The sequence below is a fragment of the Streptomyces sp. ISL-66 genome, from assembly GCF_018614135.1.
GTDB lineage: Bacteria > Actinomycetota > Actinomycetes > Streptomycetales > Streptomycetaceae > Streptomyces.
The window spans coordinates 41,174-60,652 of the sequence record NZ_JAGGOW010000177.1 but is presented as its reverse complement, the minus strand read 5'-3'; the positions used below and the strand labels follow the sequence as shown (position 1 = coordinate 60,652).

Sequence of the window (19,479 nt, the reverse complement as noted above, 5' to 3'; positions counted from 1 at the left end):
CGACCTAACGGAGCCCTACTAGCTTGGGAGGTCGGGTGGCGGGTCCCCGGCGAGACGACATGCCAAGACCCTTCCAGGCGGAACCCACAGGAACTTCATGGCGGCCCCTCGCATCGACAGAGACCCCCTGGGGCCCGCCAGGCAAAAATTCTCAGGGTGGAACGGCTGATGTGACGAAATCTCATGTCTGCCAACGGTTGAACCGCTACGTTCGGAGATGTAAGGAAGAAGCGCTCCAGAAGGTGGAAGACTGTGAACAGCACCCACAAGCGGGACCACGCACTTATCGTTGAAGCCATTGATGCTGACTGGCTAGATCGCGATCGTCTGCTTGTCCACCTCGCCCGGGACCATGGCCTTCGAGTAGAGGATGTATCAAACTACGGAATGGTCCCGTTGAGTGAGATGCACAACGCGGCGCATTCCAAGGCGGATGGAATCCTGTACGTCGCCCCTTTGCAGCGTGTTGCCGACAGCTTGGCTGCTCGCATCCGCACTGGTGAAGTGTCGGCAGGATCCAGTCTTGTTGTGGAAGACATTGCAGATGAGTTCGGTCTCGACCGTCGTCAGGCTAAGCATGTTCTAGGCAATCTGAGGCGCGACGGGTTCCTGTCGCGCGAGGGCAACGAGGTTCTGCTGCCTGAAGGTGTTAGTTAGTGCTCTGAAGGATCATGCGTGGCAGTCCTCGCGTTTGCTCTCGGTTGTCACACACTCGGATGTTCAGATGGAAGGTTCAGGAGCGAGCATGCCCCAAGCCACGATGGATGGCTGCCGCGCCAAGCTTGCGCGTGCTGACGAGCATCTGCGGAGCTTCGAGGACAGCCTAAACTCCTTCAGGGCGGCCCACCCGATCAAAGTGACTGTCGAGCGGAACGTTGACGAGAAGGCCTTTATTTTCCATGTCTACGACGTCGAGCCGTGCAATCCAGAGTGGGGCGTATTGATTGGAGACTGCGCCCACAATGCGCGAAGTTCCTTGGATCATCTGGTTTTCCAGTTGTCGGTCCAGGGTCTCGGACGTGGTCTCACGACTGCCGAAGCTAGGAGTTCACAGTTTCCAGTTTGTGAACAGATGGATTCCTATCGGAGGGCTGAGCGCGGGGTCGTCCATCTGTTGCCGGAGCACAAGCAGAGGATCTGGGAAGTTCAGCCGTTCAATGCAGGAGATGAGAAGATCTGGGGGCCACATGATATGCCGGGACCTCCGGCTCCAATCCCTTCCTACCTTCGCGAGCTGACGAATCTCAACAATGCTGACAAGCATCGCGTGATCACCCCGGTCTGGCATGGTGTGGGTCTCGTCAAGCTCCCGACCGAATTCCGCGAGGTTGGCGGCGTGAGCGGCGGTGGCACCTGGGCTGCTCTCGAAGAGGGCACGCGTATAGGGGAGTGGAACTTTGACTCGACGCCCCCAAAAATCCCTACAGGATTCCGGCCGGAGCAATACTGGACGTTTCATCCCAGCTTGCGCGATCCGCACTTCGCGACGAGTGTTTCCAGGATTCTTGGAAACTGTCTGACGGCAACGCGCATGATCCTCGACATGTTCGAGCCATGCGTTCTGCGAGGAGAGGCTCCGATGCCGCTTCGCTACTGGGACGGAAGTCGTGGGTTGTAGGCAGGGCTTCGGCGTAGTCGGCGGGCGTCCGTTTCGTGATCACATGAGATGGCGAGAGGGAGAGCGGGTGGTTCCTGCTCATGTCCGTTGCGCCCCGGGAGCCCTTGTCGGGTGGAGCGAACCGGCTGCGCTAGGAGATGATCCTGTGCGTGGCTGAAGGGGCAGGTGCAGATGCGGACGACGCTTGCGCATGGGCTGAGCGATTGGGTTGGGCGGTCGGACTTATAGCGGAGGATCCGGCTGCGAGAGGTGCAGCGCTCGTCCATCTAGCGGAGGCCCAGAGGAAGGTCACGGACGCGCTCGCCCGGAGCAATGAGATGTGGCTGCTGACGCGGCCCCTGGGAGCGGACGAGCAGTACCGGGAGTCAGCCTTTCTGCAGGCGCGCCGGAGGCATCAGCAAGCCCAGAGGGGTTCGCTGCCTGACGGGGTGTGGGGTGGTCCTGTGGACGGGGATCTGGCGGCGTGGCCGGGGCTGCCCTATGTGTTGCTCTTCCTGGAGTGGGAGGCGAGGTACCCGCTGGAGTGGACGCAGCATGCGAAGGCGTGGGGTACGAAGCAGAGCCTGATCCGGAAGGTGGCCCGTGCTCGCCAGGAGGAGGCGATCAAGGCGAAGCTCACCGACCTGGTCGAGATCGTCGTCCACCGGGCGTATCGCTGCAAGGATCGCGAATACGTGCGGGTCGCCCGGGCTGTTGACAGCGCTGATCTACGGGGCAGGCTCGATCGGGCAGCCGATTCGGACAGTCCGTGGGCCCGGTGTCATGCCGGGTATGTGCTCTGGCTCCTTGACCGCCCTGACCTGCCGAACACCCGTCGTGTCTGGCAGACCTGGGTGGCAGGCGAGGCTGCGGCGTTGCTGTGACCCGGGGGACGATGCAGGGAAGGTTCCCGTGATCATGGAGTGCTTTACGCCCTGTGACCTGCCTGGAAGACCGTGCCTGCCGACGCATCATCCCTGATTCCGCCTGCCCTTGATCGGCTCCGCGAGCAGTCCGACGTCGGGCCCGGGGAGGTGCCCGGCCTGCTGGAGTGGCTGGCTCAGGTGCCGGATCCGCGCGATCCGCGCGGCGTGCGCCATACCCTGGCCGTCGTGCTCACGCTGACCGCGTGCGCGGTACTGACCGGCGCGACCTCGCTGCTGGCGGTCGGCGAGTGGATCGCGGACGCGCCGCCGCACGTGCTGGAGAGACTCGGCGTGCGCCTCGATCCAGTACTGCCCCGGAGGCTGGTGCCTTCGGAGGCGACGGTCCGCCGGCTGCTCACCCGTATCGACGCTGATGCCCTCGACCGGGCGGTGGGCGGATGGCTTGCTGACCGCCGGCCCGAGAGTACCGGGCTGCGCGGACTGTCCGTGGACGGCAAGTCTCTGCGCGGTGCGGCGAAGGCCCAGGGGCGGAGGATCCACCTACTCGCCACGGTGGAGCACACCACCGGGCTGGTCCTGGCCCAGCTCGACGTCGGAGAGAAGACCGGTGAAGTTACCCGCTTCCAGCCGCTGCTCGATACCATCGCCGACCTGGCCGCAACCGTGGTCACCAGCGACGCGCTCCATACGCAACGCGAGCACGCCGCCTACCTCCTGGGCCGCGGGGCCCATTACATTGCGATCGTCAAGGGCAACCAGAAGAAGCTGCGCAAGCAGCTGAAGTTCCTTCCCTGGAAGGACATCCCGCTCCAGGGCCGCACCCGGGGCAGCGGCCACGGCCGCGCGGAGATCCGCCAGATCAAGGTAGCCACCGTGAACAGCTTGCTCTTCCCCGGCGCCCGCCAGGCCGTCCAGATTAAGCGCCGCCGCACCGACCGCAAGACCGGCAAGACCGGCAAGACCACCATCACGACCGTCTACGCGGTCACCAGTCTGACCGCCGAGCAGGCCACCCCCGTCCAACTCGCGAGACTGATCCGCGACCACTGGAAGATTGAGGCCCTGCACCACGTCCGCGACACCACCTTCGCCGAGGACGCCTCCCAGCTGCGGACCGGCAACGCATCCCGCGCGATGGCGACCTGGCGCAACCTCGCCGTCGGCGCCCTCCGGCTGAGCGGCGTCAAGAACATCGCCGCCGGCCTCCGTCGCAACGCACGCGACGCCCGCCGACCCCTCGGCCTCGCATGATCACAAAACGGGCGCCCGCCGACTACGCCGAAGCCCTGGGGAAGAGGTGGACCGACTCCGGGAATCGCCACGACAGGCGCGGACTGAAGTCGCGTGAGATCAAGGCGGACCGGCCGGTGCCGATTCCGCCCGTTCTGGTGGCCATGCTTCGCGATCACATCAAAGAGTTCGGCAAGGCCACGGACGGCAGGATCTTCTCCAACGAGCGTGGAGCCGTTCTGGGGACCTCCAGTTACTGGAGGGTGTGGCAGGAAGCGCGACCGCTCGCGCTTCCCCCGGACAGGGCCGCCGCGCCGCTCGCGCGCCGGCCGTACGACCTGCGGCACACCTGCATCACCAACTGGCTGAACGCCGGGGTGCCGGTGGCCGAGGTCGCCCGACGCGCGGGCAACTCTCCGGAGGTCATCCACCGGCGCTACGAGGGTTGCATCGACGGCCACGAGGAGCTGAACAACGCGAAGATCGCGAAGGCGATGGGGTGGGACGAACTGGGGAGGACGCGCAGGAAGCGGAGGAGGCAGGCTCCTGAGCCTCGCGTGTGGCTCACACGCTCCTCACACGGGACCGGTGCGTAACTACGACAAAGGCCCGGACTCAGCTGGACTGAGTTCGGGCCTTCATGCTTGGCACTTCAGCTGGTCAGCGACACTTGCACACTTATCAGCTGGAGTGCCCCCGGCAGGATTCGAACCTGCGCACACGGCTCCGGAGGCCGTTGCTCTATCCCCTGAGCTACGGGGGCGCTGTCGCTGGTGTTGCGGCGACGGGTTGAACACTACCAGCTCCCGGACGGTGATCAGGAACGGATTGAAGGGGAGAGGGGGGTGGGTCGCTCGGAGGGGGTGGAAGTGGCAAAAAGCCGGACGCGGGGGCCCCGGCCGACCTACTCTCGAGTTGTGTCAGGCGCCTCGGGCCGGGTGCTTGTTGTCGACGACAACAAGGTCATCCGGCAGCTGATCAGGGTCAATCTCGAGCTGGAGGGCTTCGAGGTCGTGACCGCGAACGATGGTGCCGAGTGCCTGGACGTCGTGCACCACGTGCTGCCCGATGTGATCACCCTCGATGTGGTCATGCCCCGCCTGGACGGCTTCGCTACGGCCGCGAAGCTGCGGGCCGATCCGCGGACGCGGCACCTGCCCGTCGCCATGGTGAGCGCTTGTACGCAGTACGAGGCGGAGGTCGGCATCGCCGCCGGAGTGGACGCCTTCCTCGCCAAGCCCTTCGAGCCGGCCGAACTGGTGCGGATCGTGCGGCGGCTCATCGAGCGCCGTGACCGCAGGGAGAGGAAAGAGACTCCCGCCGGGAGAGGGCGGGGATGAGGACGAGGGCGGGGATGAGGGCGGGGATGGTCGCCGCCCCGTGCCCTCGGCGCCCCTTCTGTTCACATGGCGAAACCCTTCGCGTGACCTCGGGGCTTCTCGCCTAGGCTGGGCACGTGACCCCCGCTGACCTCTCCCGTGTCGTCGTGCGCGCCGTGCGCTGCGCCGTCGAGGACGGGGAGCTGCCCGCCGCTTCGGTCGTGCCCGAGCGGGTCGTCGTCGAGCGGAGCCGGCCCGGGGGAGTGGGGGACTACGCCTCTCCCGTCGCCTTCCGGGTGGCCAAGGACGCAGGTATCGCGCCCCGGGAAGTGGCCGAAATGCTGGCCGGCCGACTGGGCGGCGTAGCCGGGATCGAGCGCGTGGAGATCACCGGAGCCGGGTTCCTCAACTTCGTGCTCGCCGAGAGTCCCGTCGCCGAGCTCGTACGGGGCATTCGCGCGCGCGGCACGCGGTACGGGTTCGCCCCCGACGGCGAGCCGAGGGCGCGGGTCGTAGGGGACACCGTCCTGCGGATCCTCCACAGTCAGGGACAGGGACAGGGACAGGGGCACGGGTATGGGAACGGGCAGGGGCATCGGCACGGGCAGGCGGATTCGTTGAGTGCCGCGCCCGTGGCCAAGAGGGACGGGGACGTCGTTTCCGTGTACGGGGCCGACGCCGCCGCCTGGGCGATGCTCTGCGTTCCCGCCCACGAGACGCCCGTGTTTCCCGCCTGGCTGTCGGCGCAGGACGAATCCAGCGAGTTCTTCCGGGTGAGGTACGCCTACAGCCGGGCCTGCGCGCTCAGCCGCAACGCCGAGCAGTTGGGGTACCGGAGCGAGCCGGGTGAGCTGGGTGAGCCGCGCGGGCTGGGTGAGCTGGGTGAGCTGGGTGAGCCGCGCGGGCTGGGTGAGCCGGGTGAGCTGGGTGAGCCGGGTGAGCTGGGCGAGCCGCGCGGGCTGGATGAGCCGGGTGAGCTCGGCGGGCCGGCTGAGCCGCGCGGGCCAGGCGATCCCGCCGGAGCCGCCGCCGCCGCGGCCCTCCTGCGCGCACTCGCCGACTACCCCCTCGTCCTCGAAGCCGCCGCGCACCACCGCGCGCCCGAGCGGATCGTGCGGCATCTGGTCGTGCTGGCCGACGCCCTGCTCGACTTCCAGTACACCGTCCCCGTCCTGCCCAAGGGGGACGAGAAACCCTCGGCCGCCCACCGCGCCCGGCTGGCTCTTACCGAAGCCGCCGGGACGGTGCTGGCCGGCGGCCTGGCCCTCCTCGGTATAGACGCGCCCGACCACCTGTGATGCGGATGCGCACGCGATCCGCTGTGTTCCCGCCTGCGATCCGAACGATCCGGATGATCCGGATGATTGTGAAGAGAGAATTCCGATGAGCCGTTCCGCGCACCCCGCCGGGCCCCGCCACGCCGACGTACTGCCCGAGGGGCACTACTCCCCGCCGGCCGCCGATCTCAATGCCCTCGACGAGAAGGTGTGGGCGCGGACCGTCGGCCGGACGGCCGACGGTGTCGTCACCGTCGGCGGGATCGAAGTGACCGCGCTCGCCGAGGAGTTCGGCACGCCCGCCTACTTCCTCGACGAGGAGGACTTCAGGGCGCGGTGCCGGGCCTGGGCGCACGCCTTCGGGCCGGACGCCGACGTGTTCTACGCCGGGAAGGCGTTCCTCTCCAAGGCCGTCGTGAAGTGGCTCAAGGAGGAGGGGCTCAACCTGGACGTGTGCTCCGGCGGCGAGCTCGCCACCGCGCTCGCCGCCGGGATGCCCGCCCAGCGCATCGCCTTCCACGGAAACAACAAGTCCAACGCCGAGATCACCCGCGCCATCGAGGCCGGTGTCGGGCGGATCGTGCTCGACTCCTTCCAGGAGATCGCCCGCGTCGCGCACATCGCCCGCGAGCTCGGCGTACGCCAGCCCGTGCAGATCCGCGTGACCGTCGGCGTCGAGGCCCACACGCACGAGTTCATCGCCACCGCGCACGAGGACCAGAAGTTCGGCATCGCCGTCGCGGACGGTTCCGCCGCCGAGGCCGTCCGCCGCGCCCTCGGGCACGACAGCCTGGAGCTGCTCGGCGTCCACTCCCACATCGGCTCGCAGATCTTCGACATGGCGGGATTCGAGGTCTCCGCGAAGCGGGTCGTCCAGCTCCTCGCCGCCGTGCGCGACGAGCACGGCGTCGAACTCCCCGAGATCGACCTCGGCGGCGGACTCGGCATCGCCTACACCTCCGAGGACGATCCCCGCGAGCCCCACGAGATCGCCAAGGCCCTGCACGAGATCGTCGCCCGCGAATGCGAGGGCGCCGGTCTGCGCGCGCCGCGCATTTCCGTGGAGCCCGGCCGCGCCATCGTCGGACCGACCGCGTTCACCCTTTACGAGGTGGGGACGATCAAGCCGCTGGAGGGACTGCGGACGTACGTTTCCGTTGACGGCGGCATGTCCGACAACATCCGCACCGCCCTCTACGACGCCGAGTACGCCGTCACCCTCGTCTCGCGCACTTCCGACGCCGAGCCCATGCTCGTCCGTGTCGTGGGCAAGCACTGCGAGAGCGGTGACATCGTGGTCAAGGACGCGTTCCTCCCGGCGGACCTCGCCCCCGGAGACCTGCTCGCGGTTCCGGCCACCGGCGCCTACTGCCGCTCGATGGCCAGCAACTACAACCACGCGTTGCGCCCGCCCGTCGTCGCCGTGCGCGACGGACAGGCGCGCGTCATCGTCCGCCGCGAGACGGAGGAAGATCTCCTGCGCCTCGACCTCGGATAATGAAATCGGTGTCTCACTCAATGGACCGAGGATGGAAACTGCTGTCCATTGAGTGAGACTGGTTTTACACCTGACGCGCAAAACCGCGGGCCGGGTAGCGATGGAAGATCGAAAGGCGTAGGTCGAATGATGCGTACGCGTCCGCTGAAGGTGGCGCTGCTGGGCTGTGGAGTGGTCGGCTCAGAGGTGGCGCGCATCATGACGACGCACGCCGACGACCTGACGGCCAGGATCGGCGCGCCCGTGGAGCTCGCCGGCGTGGCCGTGCGCCGCCCCTCCAGGGTGCGCGAGGGCATCGACCCGGCCCTGATCACCACCGATGCGACCGCGCTGCTCAAACGCGGCGACATCGACATCGCCATCGAGGTCATCGGCGGCATCGAGCCGGCCCGCACCCTGATCACCACCGCCTTCGAGCACGGGATCTCCGTCGTCTCGGCCAACAAGGCGCTGCTCGCCCAGGACGGCGCCGCCCTGCACGCCGCGGCCGAGCAGCACGGGCTGGACCTGTACTACGAGGCCGCCGTCGCCGGCGCCATCCCGCTGGTCCGCCCGATGCGCGAGTCCCTCGCGGGCGACAAGATCAACCGGGTGATGGGCATCGTCAACGGCACGACGAACTTCATCCTCGACAAGATGGACTCCACGGGCGCGGGCTACCAGGAGGCGCTCGACGAGGCCACCGCCCTCGGGTACGCCGAAGCCGATCCCACCGCCGACGTCGAGGGCTACGACGCCGCCGCCAAGGCCGCGATCCTGGCCGGCATCGCCTTCCACACCCGGGTCCGCCTCGACGACGTCTACCGCGAGGGCATGACCGAGGTCAGCGCGTCCGACTTCGCCTCCGCCAAGCGCATGGGCTGCACCATCAAGCTCCTGGCGATCCTGGAGCGCGCCGCCGACGGCGAGTCCGTCACCGCCCGCGTCCACCCCGCCATGATTCCGCTGACCCACCCGCTCGCTTCCGTCCGCGAGGCGTACAACGCGGTCTTCGTCGAGGCGGAGGCCGCCGGGCGGCTCATGTTCTACGGGCCCGGCGCGGGCGGTTCGCCGACCGCGTCGGCGGTGCTCGGCGACCTCGTCGCCGTCTGCCGCAACAAGCTCGCCGAGGCAACGGGGCCCGGCGAGTCGGCGTACACCCAGCTGCCGGTCAGCACCATGGGGGACGTCGTCACCCGCTACCACATCAGCCTCGATGTGGCGGACAAGCCGGGCGTCCTCGCCCAGGTGGCGACGACCTTCGCGGAGCACGGTGTCTCCATCGACACCGTCCGGCAGCAGGGTAAGGACGGCGAGGCCTCCCTCGTCGTCGTCACCCACCGCGCACCCGACGCCGCCCTCTCCGGGACCGTCGAGGCTCTGCGGAAGCTGGACACCGTTCGCGGTGTCGCCAGCATCATGCGTGTTGAAGGGGAGTAAGGACCCATGACCAACCATCGCACCCACCAGTGGCGCGGCATCATCGAGGAGTACCGGGACCGCCTGCCGGTGACGGACGCGACTCCCGTGGTCACGCTCCGCGAGGGCGGAACTCCCCTCGTCCCCGCGCAGGTGCTCTCGGAGCGCACCGGCTGCGAGGTCCACCTCAAGGTCGAGGGCGCGAACCCCACCGGGTCCTTCAAGGACCGTGGCATGACCATGGCGATCACCAAGGCCAAGGAGGACGGCGCCAAGGCCGTCATCTGCGCGTCCACGGGCAACACCTCGGCCTCCGCCGCCGCCTACGCGGTGCGCGCCGGGATGGTCTGCGCCGTCCTCGTGCCCCGCGGCAAGATCGCGCTGGGCAAGATGGGCCAGGCCCTGATCCACGGCGCGAAGATCCTTCAGGTCGACGGAAACTTCGACGACTGCCTGGACCTCGCCCGCGCGCTGTCCGACAACTACCCGGTCGCGCTGGTCAATTCCGTCAATCCGGTGCGCATCGAGGGTCAGAAGACGGCCGCGTTCGAGATCGTCGACGCGCTCGGCGACGCCCCCGACATCCACGTGCTGCCCGTCGGCAACGCCGGCAACATCACCGCGTACTGGAAGGGCTTCAAGGAGTACAAGGCCGACGGCCTGGCCTCCCGTACGCCCCGTGTGTGGGGTTTCCAGGCCTCCGGGTCCGCGCCCATCGTGCGCGGTGAGGTCGTCAAGGAGCCGCACACCATCGCCACCGCGATCCGGATCGGCAACCCGGCCTCGTGGGACTACGCCCTGCAGGCCCGGGACGAGTCGGGCGGCTTCATCGACGAGGTGACGGACCGACAGATCCTGGCGGCCTACCGCCTGTTGGCCGCGCAGGAGGGCGTCTTCGTCGAGCCCGCCTCGGCCGCTTCGGTCGCCGGTCTCCTCAAGGCCGTCGAGCTCGGTCTGGTCGACCCCGGCCAGAAGATCGTGTGCACGGTCACCGGCAACGGCCTGAAGGACCCCGACTGGGCGGTCGCGGGCGCTCCGCAGCCGATCACCATTCCGGTGGACGCCGAGGCGGCCGCCGTGCGCCTCGGTCTGGTCTGACGGGGACGTCCGGCATCAACCGGGTCGCCGGATTCCGGAAGCCCTCCGAAGGCTGAGGAATCCGGCAACTCGGGCCGTACGGCGCCAAAGGCCCCGCGGAAACCGTGCCGACGCGCGGGAGTCCGCGACACGCATCGTGCGCCTGTCGTGCGCCCTATGTCGGAGGAGAACCTTCCTTCGATAGGCTGTACTTACATCCGCCGTCGCGCATATGACCGCGGTGCTGCCCACAGGGCCTTCGGGTGTCGTACGTTCTCCAGTACATTCACAGCGAGCCAGCAGAACATCTCGTCTCGCACAGTCACAAGGAGTGTCATCGGACGATGGCCGGTCCAGCATTCCGCGCCGCCGCCGTACGGGTGCGCGTTCCCGCCAGCAGTGCCAACCTCGGTCCGGGCTTCGACGCTCTCGGCCTGGCCCTGGGGCTCTACGACGACGTCGTCGTCCGCGTGGCCGATTCGGGGCTGAACATCGACATCGCGGGCGAGGGCGCCGACACCCTCCCGCGGGACGAGAGCCACCTTCTCGTACGCTCCATGCGCACCGCCTTCGACCTGCTGGGCGGCCAGCCGCGCGGCCTCGAAGTCGTCTGCGCCAACCGCATCCCGCACGGCCGCGGCCTCGGTTCTTCCTCCGCCGCCATCTGCGCCGGCATCGTCGCCGCCCGCGCCGTGACCATAGGCGGAGAGGCCAAACTCGACGACGCGGCGCTCCTGGAGCTCGCCACCGAGATCGAGGGCCACCCCGACAACGTCGCCGCCTGTCTCCTCGGCGGCTTCACCCTCGCCTGGATGGACGGCGGCAGCGCCAAGGCGATCCGCATGGAGCCCGCCGAGTCGATCGTCCCGGTGGTCTTCGTCCCCTCCAAGCCCGTCCTGACGGAGACCGCGCGCGGCCTGCTGCCGCGCACCGTCCCGCACGTGGACGCGGCGGTCAACGCGGGCCGCGCGGCCCTGCTCGTAGAGGCCCTGACCAGGCGTCCCGAGTTCCTGCTGCCGGCCACCGAGGACCGCCTCCACCAGGAGTACCGATCCCCGGCGATGCCCGAGAGCGTGGCGCTCGTGGCCCGGCTGCGCGCGGACGGCATCCCCGCGGTGATCTCCGGCGCGGGCCCCACGGTCCTCGCGCTGGTCGACAACGGCGCGGCCGACAAGGTCGCGCGGCTCGCGGGCGAGGGGTGGGCGGCCAACCGGCTCGCACTCGACGCCGCGGGCGCGAGCGTACTTCCGCTGGGTACCCAGGGCGGCTGACGAGTGCCGTACGGGCAGTAGTACAGGAGCAACACCGTCAGTCGGCCAGGGGCGGGCGGCCAGGGCAGGCCGTCCGCGCGGAACGGCTCTATGACCGGTGATTGAGAGGGGGAATGTCTGTTGGATCCGGTAGTGTTAGTCTCAAGTGCGCATCCGAAGCCGCCATGGCTCGGTGCTCAGTGTCCCTATCAGGGACCACCTTCCTTCCGGGAGCCTCCCCGACTGCTTTGATCGCTGCCAGCAGTTTCGGGCACGCTCCGGAATCGGCGTGACATTCCCACGCTTCCAGCTCGGGGCTTCTCGCCGGAACCACCCATGCACATGCACGTTTCTCTCCGCCGTATCTCTACCGGCGGACCACCGCCCCGGCAGCAGTCCACGCCTCACCAGGTCACGGACTGCCGTCGGACAGCACAACCGGTCGCCGAGCCAGACAGGCCGACGTCCGCTCCAGGGAAGGACCCTTCGTGAGCGACACCACCGATCTGATGGGCGCTGCCGACACCAATGTCGACACCAGTGCCCCCGCCGCGGGCGCCGCGACCAAGCGTCGCCGCTCCGGCACCGGCCTTGACGGCATGGTCTTGGCCGAGCTTCAGCAGGTCGCGTCGGGCCTCGGCATCAGGGGCACCGCGCGGATGCGCAAGGGCCAGCTGATCGAGGTCATCAAGGAGGCGCAGGCGGGAGGCAGTGCCCCCAAGGCCGCGGCCTCCGCGCCCGCCGAGACCGCCGCCGAGGCCAAGCCGAAGCGCCGCGTCACCAGCAAGGCCCGTACGGGCGAGGCAGCCGCCCCGGCCCCCGTCGAGAAGACCGCCGTGCCGGCGCAGATCGACATCCCGGGCCAGCCGGCCAGCGAGGACGCCCCGGTCGGCGAGCGCCGCCGCCGTCGGGCGACCGCCCCCTCCGGCAGCCCCGAGGGTGCGGCCCCCGCCGCCGTCGTGCAGGTCGAGCAGAAGACCGAGACCGTTCCGGCCGCGCAGGCCGAGGCCAAGACGGAGGCCGCCACCGCGGTCTCCGGCCAGGCACAGGGCCAGGAAGCCGAAGGCCGCGGCCGTCGCGACCGCCGCGAGCGCGGCAACGAGCGCGCCGAGCGGGGCGAGCGCCAGCAGGGCCGCCGCGAGCGCGGTGCCAAGGCCGACGACCAGGGCCAGGCCGGCCAGGGCCAGGCGGCTCAGGGCCAGTCCGGCCAGGGCCAGGGCCAGAACCAGGGCGGCGGCCGGCAGGACCGGACCGACCGTCAGGACCGCCAGCAGCAGGGCGGTCGCGGCCAGGGTCAGGGCCAGGGTCAGCAGGGCGGCCGGCAGGACCGGGACCGTCAGGACAACGGCCCCCAGGACGACTTCGACGAAGACGGCCGTCGCGGCCGCCGTGGCCGCTACCGCGACCGCCGTGGCCGCCGTGGCCGCGACGAGTTCGCGCCGGCGGAGACGCCGGTCGCCGACGACGACGTCCTGATCCCCGTCGCGGGCATCCTCGACATCCTCGACAACTACGCGTTCATCCGGACTTCGGGCTACCTGCCCGGCCCGAACGACGTGTACGTCTCCCTCGCGCAGGTCCGCAAGGCCGGTCTGCGCAAGGGCGACCACACCACCGGTGCGGTCCGCCAGCCCAAGGACGGTGAGCGCCGCGAGAAGTTCAACGCGCTCGTGCGTCTCGACTCCGTCAACGGCATGGCGCCCGAATCCGGCCGCGGCCGCCCGGAGTTCCAGAAGCTGACCCCGCTCTACCCGCAGGACCGGCTCCGTCTGGAGACCGACCCGGGCGTGCTGACCACCCGCATCATCGACCTCGTGTCGCCGATCGGCAAGGGTCAGCGAGGCCTGATCGTGGCCCCGCCGAAGACCGGCAAGACCATGATCATGCAGGCGATCGCCAACGCGATCACCGTCAACAACCCCGAGTGCCACCTGATGGTCGTCCTGGTCGACGAGCGTCCGGAAGAGGTCACCGACATGCAGCGGTCGGTCAAGGGCGAGGTCATCTCCTCGACCTTCGACCGCCCGGCCGAGGACCACACCACCGTCGCCGAGCTGGCCATCGAGCGTGCCAAGCGCCTCGTCGAGCTCGGTCACGACGTGGTCGTCCTGCTGGACTCCATCACCCGCCTGGGACGCGCGTACAACCTCGCCGCCCCCGCCTCCGGCCGCATCCTGTCCGGTGGTGTCGACTCGACCGCGCTGTACCCGCCGAAGCGCTTCTTCGGTGCCGCGCGCAACATCGAGGACGGCGGCTCGCTGACCATCCTGGCCACCGCGCTGGTCGACACCGGCTCGCGCATGGACGAGGTGATCTTCGAGGAGTTCAAGGGCACCGGCAACATGGAGCTCAAGCTCGACCGCAAGCTCGCCGACAAGCGCATCTTCCCGGCTGTCGACGTCGACCCGTCGGGCACCCGCAAGGAGGAGATCCTCCTCAACCCGGAGGAGCTCGCCATCGTCTGGAAGCTGCGCCGGGTGCTGCACGCGCTCGACTCGCAGCAGGCCATCGAGCTGCTCCTCGACAAGATGAAGCAGACGAAGTCGAACGCCGAGTTCCTCATGCAGATCGCGAAGACGACCCCGTCGGGCAAGAACGACGACTGACGTCTCCTCGCGGCACCTGCCTGACGCCGCGTTCCACCACCACGACCGCCCCCGCCGCACGCGACGGGGGCGGTCGCGTGCGGCGGTACCCGCGTGTCCTCCCTCACACCGCGTACCCGGCAGGGCGCCGGGGCGTCACCCCGTGCTCCCGCGGAAACCGCAGGTAAGGGCGGTATTACGCGTTTTTCATCCCCATCGGTCCGATTCTTCGCAATGGTTCCTGTGCGCCGCGGACCGTGGAACCCTTGAAGGCTTCGGGCCGTCTGTGTGAGGGGGCGAGGGGAACCGAACCGAGGACGGGCAGGCAGAGGAAGCATGAGCCAGGACAGCAGGGGCCGGGGTCGAAAGGCCGTCGCGGGCCGACGCCGACGCAAGCCGGCCACCCGCCGCAGGGCCGTCGTCATCGCCGCGTGGACCGCCGCCGGCGTGGTCCTGCTGGGCGGAGGGGGGCTCGGCTACTTCTACTTCAAGCTCAACGGGAACCTGAAGACCGTCGACATCGACGCGGCCCTCGGCACGGACCGCCCGCAGAACGTGGACAACGGCTCGATGGACATCCTCGTCCTCGGATCCGACTCCCGCGGCGGCGCCAACAGCGAGTACGGCCAGGACGACGGCGGCTCCGCCCGCTCCGACACCGCCATGATCGTGCACCTCAACGAGGGCCACACCAAGGCCGGCGTCATATCGATACCCCGCGACACCCTGGTCACCCGGCCCGCCTGCAAGATGCCGGACGGCAAGACCGACGCGGGCGGCACGCGCCGGATGTTCAACGAGTCGTACACCGTCGGCGGGGCCGCCTGCGCGGTCGCGACCGTGGAGAAGATGTCGGGGATCCGCATGGATCACTACCTCGAGGTCGACTTCACCGGCTTCAAGAAGATCATCGACAACCTCGGCGGCGTCGAGGTGACGACCACCAAGCCGATCAAGGACCCGTACAGCCACCTCGACCTGCCGGCCGGCACCAACAAGCTCGGCGGCGAGCAGGCCCTCGGCCTGGTCCGCACCCGCCACGGCGTGGGTGACGGCGGCGACCTCGGCCGGATACAGCTGCAGCAGGCCTTCATCAAGGCACTGATCAAGCAGGTCAACGGCATCGGCGTCTTCGACCATCCGAAGCGGCTCCTGGACCTCGCCGACACCGCCACCAAGGCGCTCACCACCGACAAGGCGCTCGGTGACGTGAAGTCCCTCGTGGGCTTCGCCCAGGGCCTCCAGGGCATCGGCCCGCAGAACATGCAGATGATCACCCTGCCGGTGACCGAGGACACCCGGGACCCGAACCGCGTCGTCCCGCTCACCGCGGAGTCCAAGATGGTCTGGGACGCCCTGCTCGCGGACCGGGACATCCCCGCCGAGGCCACGGCGAACTCGGCCGGAGACAAGGGCACGGCCGGCTCGGTCGTCCAGTAACCGGACGGACGCAGCCCGCTGGACCCCCGGCTCAGGAGGGTCTCGCAAGGGTGAGGAATAGACGCCGGCCCCCCCTTCGTTGAAGCAGGCGTCCCGAAGAATTTTGACAGGCAGCCCGGTCCTGGCAGACTGGTCTGTCGGCCCCGGTTCACGCAGCGCGCAATTCGGCTCCTGCGACCCGGCGCCCTCCCGAACTAGGAGACACCTTGAAGCGCGATGTTCACCCCGAGTACGTCGAGACCCAGGTCAGCTGCACCTGTGGCGCGTCGTTCACCACCCGTAGCACCCTGACCGAAGGCAACATTCGTGCCGAGGTCTGCTCCGAGTGCCACCCGTTCTACACGGGCAAGCAGAAGATCCTCGACACCGGTGGCCGCGTGGCCCGCTTCGAGGCCCGCTTCGGCAAGGCTGCACAGAAGTAGCGAGCTTCCGGCGCCGGACCCCGGCTGCACCCTGTTTCCACGGGGGCAGCCGGACCGGCGCCTTTCTCGTCCCGCAGCCCTTTTCTTCACATTCACCATCTTCAGGAGCCCCCGATGTTCGAGGCGGTCGAGGAACTGATCGGCGAGCACGCCGATCTTGAGAAGAAGCTCGCCGACCCTTCGGTCCACTCGGATCAGGCCAACGCGCGCAAGCTGAACAAGCGCTACGCGGAGCTGACCCCGATCGTCGCGACCTTCCGTGCCTGGAAGCAGACCGCCGAGGACATCGAGACGGCGAAGGAGTTCGCGGCCGACGACCCGGACTTCGCGGCCGAGGCCAAGGTGCTGATCGCACAGCGCGAAGAGCTCACCGAGAAGCTCCGCCTGCTGCTCGTCCCGCGCGACCCCAGCGACGACAAGGACGTGCTCCTCGAGGTCAAGGCGGGCGCGGGCGGCGACGAGTCGGCCCTGTTCGCCGGAGACCTGCTGCGCATGTACCTGCGCTACGCCGAGCGCGTGGGCTGGAAGACCGAGATCATCGACGCCACCGAGTCCGAGCTCGGCGGCTACAAGGACGTCCAGGTCTCCGTCCGCACCAAGGGCGGCAACGGGGCCACCGAGCCCGGCCAGGGCGTCTGGGCCCGCCTGAAGTACGAGGGCGGCGTGCACCGCGTCCAGCGCGTTCCGGCCACCGAGTCCCAGGGCCGCATCCACACCTCCGCCGCCGGCGTGCTCGTCACCCCGGAAGCCGAGGAGGTGGAGGTCGAGGTCAACATGAACGACCTCCGCATCGACGTGTACCGCTCCTCGGGCCCCGGCGGCCAGTCCGTCAACACCACCGACTCGGCCGTGCGCATCACGCACATCCCGACCGGCGTGGTCGCCTCCTGCCAGAACGAGAAGAGCCAGCTCCAGAACAAGGAGCAGGCGATGCGCATCCTGCGCTCGCGCCTGCTGGCCGCCGCCCAGGAAGCCGCCGAGCAGGAGGCCTCCGACGTGCGCCGCAGCCAGGTGCGCAGTGTGGACCGCTCCGAGAAGATCCGTACGTACAACTACCCGGAAAACCGGATCTCGGACCACCGGACGGGCTTCAAGGCGTACAACTTGGACCAGGTGCTCGACGGGGACCTCGACCCGGTCATCCAGGCCTGTGTCGACACGGACTCCGCCGCCAAGCTCGCGTCCGCGCACTGAGTCCCGCAGCACCGCGCAATACCCCCGCACCACCCCCCGTACGACAGCAGCCCGGAGGACCAGCGTGAACTTGCTGCTTGCCGAGGTGGCCCAGGCCACCCAGCGGCTGGCCGCCGCCGGCGTGCCCTCACCGCGTTTCGACGCGGAGGAGCTCGCGGCCTTCGTGCACGGCGTCAAGCGGGGGGAACTGCACCACGTCAAGGACACCGACTTCGACGCCCGCTACTGGGAGACCGTCGCCCGCCGCGAGGCGCGCGAGCCGCTCCAGCACATCACCGGCCGCGCCTTCTTCCGGTACCTGGAGCTCCAGGTGGGGCCCGGGGTCTTCGTGCCCCGGCCCGAGACCGAGTCGGTCGTGGACTGGGCCATACAGGCCGTCCGGGCGATGGACGTGGTCGAGCCGCTGATCGTGGACCTGTGCACCGGCTCCGGCGCCATCGCGCTCGCCATGGCCCAGGAGGTGCCGCGCTCGCGCGTGCACGCCGTGGAGCTGTCCGAGGACGCCCTGCGGTGGACCCGCAAGAACGCCGAGGGCTCGCGGGTCACCGTCCACCAGGGCGACGCGCTCAGCGCGCTGCCGGAGCTGGACGGCCAGGTCGACCTGGTCATTTCCAACCCGCCGTACATCCCGCTCACCGAGTGGGAGTACGTGGCCCCCGAGGCGCGGGACCACGACCCCGAGATGGCGCTGTTCTCCGGCGAGGACGGCCTCGACACCATCCGCGGCATCGAGCGCACCGCCCACCGCCTGCTGCGGCCCGGCGGCATCGTCGTCATCGAGCACGCGGACACCCAGGGCGGCCAGGTTCCCTGGATATTCGCCGAAGAGCGGGGCTGGGCCGACGCGGCCGACCACCCCGACCTGAACAACCGCCCCCGCTTCGCCACCGCTCGCAAGGCCCTGCCGTGACCGGCGTGACCAGCGAGAGCATTTCCGCCACCACCCTGATGCACGAGGAGGCCCGCTGATGGCCCGGCGATACGACTGCAACGACGCGACGGACCGCAAGACGGGCCTGCGTGAAGCCGCATCCGCCGTGCGCCGCGGCGAGCTCGTCGTGCTGCCCACCGACACCCTGTACGGGATCGGCGCGGACGCCTTCAGTGCCGAGGCCGTCGGCGACCTGCTCGCCGCCAAGGGCCGCGGCCGCAACATGCCCACCCCCGTCCTCATCGGCTCCCCGAACACCCTCCACGGGCTGGTCACGGACTTCTCCGAGCAGGCGTGGGAGCTCGTCGACGCCTTCTGGCCGGGCGCGCTGACCCTCGTCGCCAAGCACCAGCCGTCGCTGGCCTGGGACCTGGGGGAGACCAACGGGACCGTGGCCGTACGCATGCCCCTGCACCCCGTCGCGATCGAGCTGCTGACCGAGGTCGGCCCGATGGCGGTCTCCTCGGCGAACCTGACCGGGCACCCGGCGCCGGAGGACTGCGACGCCGCGCGCGAGATGCTGGGCGACTCCGTGTCCGTGTACCTGGACGGCGGACCGACTCCGGGCATGCAGCCGTCGTCGATCGTCGACGTCACCGGGAAGGTGCCCGTCCTGCTGCGCGCGGGGGCGCTGACCGCCGAGCAGCTGCGGGAGGTCGTACCCGACCTCGAGGTGGCCCCGTGAGCCCTGAGGGGCGTGGCATAGCGAGCAGCGGCTCCTTCCGCATACTCCACGTCAGCACCGGCAACGTCTGTCGCTCGCCCATCACCGAGCGGCTGACGCGGCATGCGCTGTCGCACCGGCTGGGGGAGCCCGTGACCGGAGACCTCATCGTCGAGAGCGCGGGCACGTGGGGGCACGAGGGTGCGCCCATGGAGGCCAACGCGGCAGCGGTGCTGGCGGACTTCGGAGCGGACGCGACCGGGTTCACCGGACGGGAGCTGCTGGACGAGCACGTCATACGGGCGGACCTGGTGCTGACCGCCACGCGGGACCACCGGGCGCAGGTGATCTCGATGGGGCACTCGGCGGGGCTGCGGACCTTCACGCTGAAGGAGTTCACCCGGCTGGTGCGGGCCATAGACCCGGCGACGCTGCCTCCGCTGGAGGACGGGATGGTCGAGCGCGCCAGGGCGCTGGTCCGGGCCGCGGCGGCGCTGCGCGGCTGGCTGCTCGCCCCGTCGCCCGACGCGGACGAGGTGTACGACCCGTACGGGGCCCCGATCACCTTCTTCCGCTCGATCGGCGACGAGATCAACCAGGCGCTGGAGCCCGTGGTCACGGCCCTCACGGGCGTGACCACCCCGCGCTGACCCGGTCGGTGCGGCGCGGGCCGGCAGGCGGCCCCGTCGCTGAGCGCGATGCGCGGCCGC

At 69.3% G+C, this 19,479-nt stretch carries 16 protein-coding genes, 1 tRNA gene and 2 pseudogenes; 18 read left to right on the top strand and 1 reads right to left on the bottom strand.

Going from position 1 to position 19,479, the window contains the following annotated elements:
• Window positions 1-252 precede the first annotated feature (252 nt).
• The 5 genes and pseudogenes from J7E97_RS36895 to J7E97_RS30575 all read left to right on the top strand — a co-directional run.
• Entirely contained in the window at window positions 253-657 is a 405-nt protein-coding gene (locus J7E97_RS36895; protein WP_215034051.1) for a GntR family transcriptional regulator, read from the top strand.
• Window positions 658-745: 88 nt separating this feature from the next.
• Entirely contained in the window at window positions 746-1,618 is an 873-nt protein-coding gene (locus J7E97_RS30590; RefSeq protein ID WP_215034050.1) for a hypothetical protein, read from the top strand.
• A 443-nt stretch (window positions 1,619-2,061) separates the two neighbouring features.
• Window positions 2,062-2,481, top strand: a complete 420-nt coding sequence (locus tag J7E97_RS36385) for a hypothetical protein (RefSeq protein ID WP_251055392.1) — start codon at window positions 2,062-2,064, stop codon at window positions 2,479-2,481.
• Window positions 2,482-2,553: 72 nt separating this feature from the next.
• Window positions 2,554-3,585, top strand: a pseudogene (locus J7E97_RS30580) (ISAs1 family transposase); the annotation flags it as partial.
• Window positions 3,586-3,773: 188 nt separating this feature from the next.
• Window positions 3,774-4,217 (top strand): annotated as a pseudogene (locus J7E97_RS30575) (site-specific integrase); the annotation flags it as partial.
• Between the two features lie 188 nt (window positions 4,218-4,405).
• On the opposite strand, the gene J7E97_RS30570 reads toward J7E97_RS30575, so the two are convergent.
• Window positions 4,406-4,477: transfer RNA gene (locus J7E97_RS30570), tRNA-Arg, on the bottom strand.
• 106 nt (window positions 4,478-4,583) lie between these two features.
• Here J7E97_RS30570 and J7E97_RS30565 point away from each other — a divergent pair.
• From J7E97_RS30565 to J7E97_RS30505, 13 genes are all read left to right on the top strand, one after another.
• The gene (locus tag J7E97_RS30565; protein WP_215034044.1) at window positions 4,584-5,054 is read left to right on the top strand and encodes a PleD family two-component system response regulator; all 471 of its coding nucleotides are present in this window, start codon (window positions 4,584-4,586) and stop codon (window positions 5,052-5,054) included.
• Between the two features lie 116 nt (window positions 5,055-5,170).
• Window positions 5,171-6,331, top strand: coding sequence for an ArgS-related anticodon-binding protein NrtL (nrtL, locus tag J7E97_RS30560; protein WP_215034042.1), 1,161 nt, complete (start codon window positions 5,171-5,173; stop codon window positions 6,329-6,331).
• Between the two features lie 85 nt (window positions 6,332-6,416).
• Window positions 6,417-7,808, top strand: a complete 1,392-nt coding sequence (gene lysA / locus J7E97_RS30555; RefSeq protein WP_215034040.1) for a diaminopimelate decarboxylase — start codon at window positions 6,417-6,419, stop codon at window positions 7,806-7,808.
• A 129-nt stretch (window positions 7,809-7,937) separates the two neighbouring features.
• Entirely contained in the window at window positions 7,938-9,227 is a 1,290-nt protein-coding gene (locus tag J7E97_RS30550) for a homoserine dehydrogenase (RefSeq protein ID WP_215034065.1), read from the top strand.
• Window positions 9,228-9,233: 6 nt separating this feature from the next.
• Window positions 9,234-10,304, top strand: coding sequence for a threonine synthase (thrC, locus tag J7E97_RS30545; protein ID WP_215034038.1), 1,071 nt, complete (start codon window positions 9,234-9,236; stop codon window positions 10,302-10,304).
• Between the two features lie 323 nt (window positions 10,305-10,627).
• Window positions 10,628-11,554 (top strand): homoserine kinase, encoded by a 927-nt coding sequence (gene thrB / locus J7E97_RS30540; protein ID WP_215034036.1) that lies wholly within the window; start codon window positions 10,628-10,630, stop codon window positions 11,552-11,554.
• Window positions 11,555-12,021: 467 nt separating this feature from the next.
• Window positions 12,022-14,139: a transcription termination factor Rho gene (gene rho / locus J7E97_RS30535; protein WP_215034034.1), complete on the top strand. Its 2,118-nt coding sequence runs from the start codon at window positions 12,022-12,024 to the stop codon at window positions 14,137-14,139.
• Window positions 14,140-14,454: 315 nt separating this feature from the next.
• A complete protein-coding gene (locus tag J7E97_RS30530) occupies window positions 14,455-15,558 on the top strand; it encodes an LCP family protein (protein WP_215034032.1) in 1,104 nt (367 codons plus the stop codon).
• 206 nt (window positions 15,559-15,764) lie between these two features.
• Window positions 15,765-15,980: a 50S ribosomal protein L31 gene (gene rpmE / locus J7E97_RS30525; protein ID WP_215034030.1), complete on the top strand. Its 216-nt coding sequence runs from the start codon at window positions 15,765-15,767 to the stop codon at window positions 15,978-15,980.
• Window positions 15,981-16,094: 114 nt separating this feature from the next.
• Window positions 16,095-17,174 (top strand): peptide chain release factor 1, encoded by a 1,080-nt coding sequence (gene prfA, locus J7E97_RS30520; RefSeq protein ID WP_215034028.1) that lies wholly within the window; start codon window positions 16,095-16,097, stop codon window positions 17,172-17,174.
• 64 nt (window positions 17,175-17,238) lie between these two features.
• Window positions 17,239-18,084, top strand: coding sequence for a peptide chain release factor N(5)-glutamine methyltransferase (prmC, locus tag J7E97_RS30515; protein WP_215034026.1), 846 nt, complete (start codon window positions 17,239-17,241; stop codon window positions 18,082-18,084).
• Window positions 18,085-18,142: 58 nt separating this feature from the next.
• Window positions 18,143-18,790: an L-threonylcarbamoyladenylate synthase gene (locus tag J7E97_RS30510; RefSeq protein ID WP_215034024.1), complete on the top strand. Its 648-nt coding sequence runs from the start codon at window positions 18,143-18,145 to the stop codon at window positions 18,788-18,790.
• Entirely contained in the window at window positions 18,787-19,419 is a 633-nt protein-coding gene (locus J7E97_RS30505; RefSeq protein ID WP_215034022.1) for a protein-tyrosine-phosphatase, read from the top strand. The genes J7E97_RS30510 and J7E97_RS30505 overlap by 4 nt, the downstream gene beginning before the upstream one ends.
• The last annotated feature ends 60 nt before the right edge of the window (window positions 19,420-19,479 follow it).

What these genes read in the sequence shown, in the direction of transcription:
- J7E97_RS30590 (WP_215034050.1), top strand. Translation starts at nt 746, where the DNA reads ATGCCCCAAGCCACGATGGATGGCTGCCGCGCCAAGCTTGCGCGTGCT.
- lysA (WP_215034040.1), top strand. Translation starts at nt 6,417, where the DNA reads ATGAGCCGTTCCGCGCACCCCGCCGGGCCCCGCCACGCCGACGTACTG.
- prfA (WP_215034028.1), top strand. Translation starts at nt 16,095, where the DNA reads ATGTTCGAGGCGGTCGAGGAACTGATCGGCGAGCACGCCGATCTTGAG.
- J7E97_RS30530 (WP_215034032.1), top strand. Translation starts at nt 14,455, where the DNA reads ATGAGCCAGGACAGCAGGGGCCGGGGTCGAAAGGCCGTCGCGGGCCGA.
- J7E97_RS30510 (WP_215034024.1), top strand. Translation starts at nt 18,143, where the DNA reads ATGGCCCGGCGATACGACTGCAACGACGCGACGGACCGCAAGACGGGC.
- J7E97_RS30550 (WP_215034065.1), top strand. Translation starts at nt 7,938, where the DNA reads ATGCGTACGCGTCCGCTGAAGGTGGCGCTGCTGGGCTGTGGAGTGGTC.
- thrC (WP_215034038.1), top strand. Translation starts at nt 9,234, where the DNA reads ATGACCAACCATCGCACCCACCAGTGGCGCGGCATCATCGAGGAGTAC.
- thrB (WP_215034036.1), top strand. Translation starts at nt 10,628, where the DNA reads ATGGCCGGTCCAGCATTCCGCGCCGCCGCCGTACGGGTGCGCGTTCCC.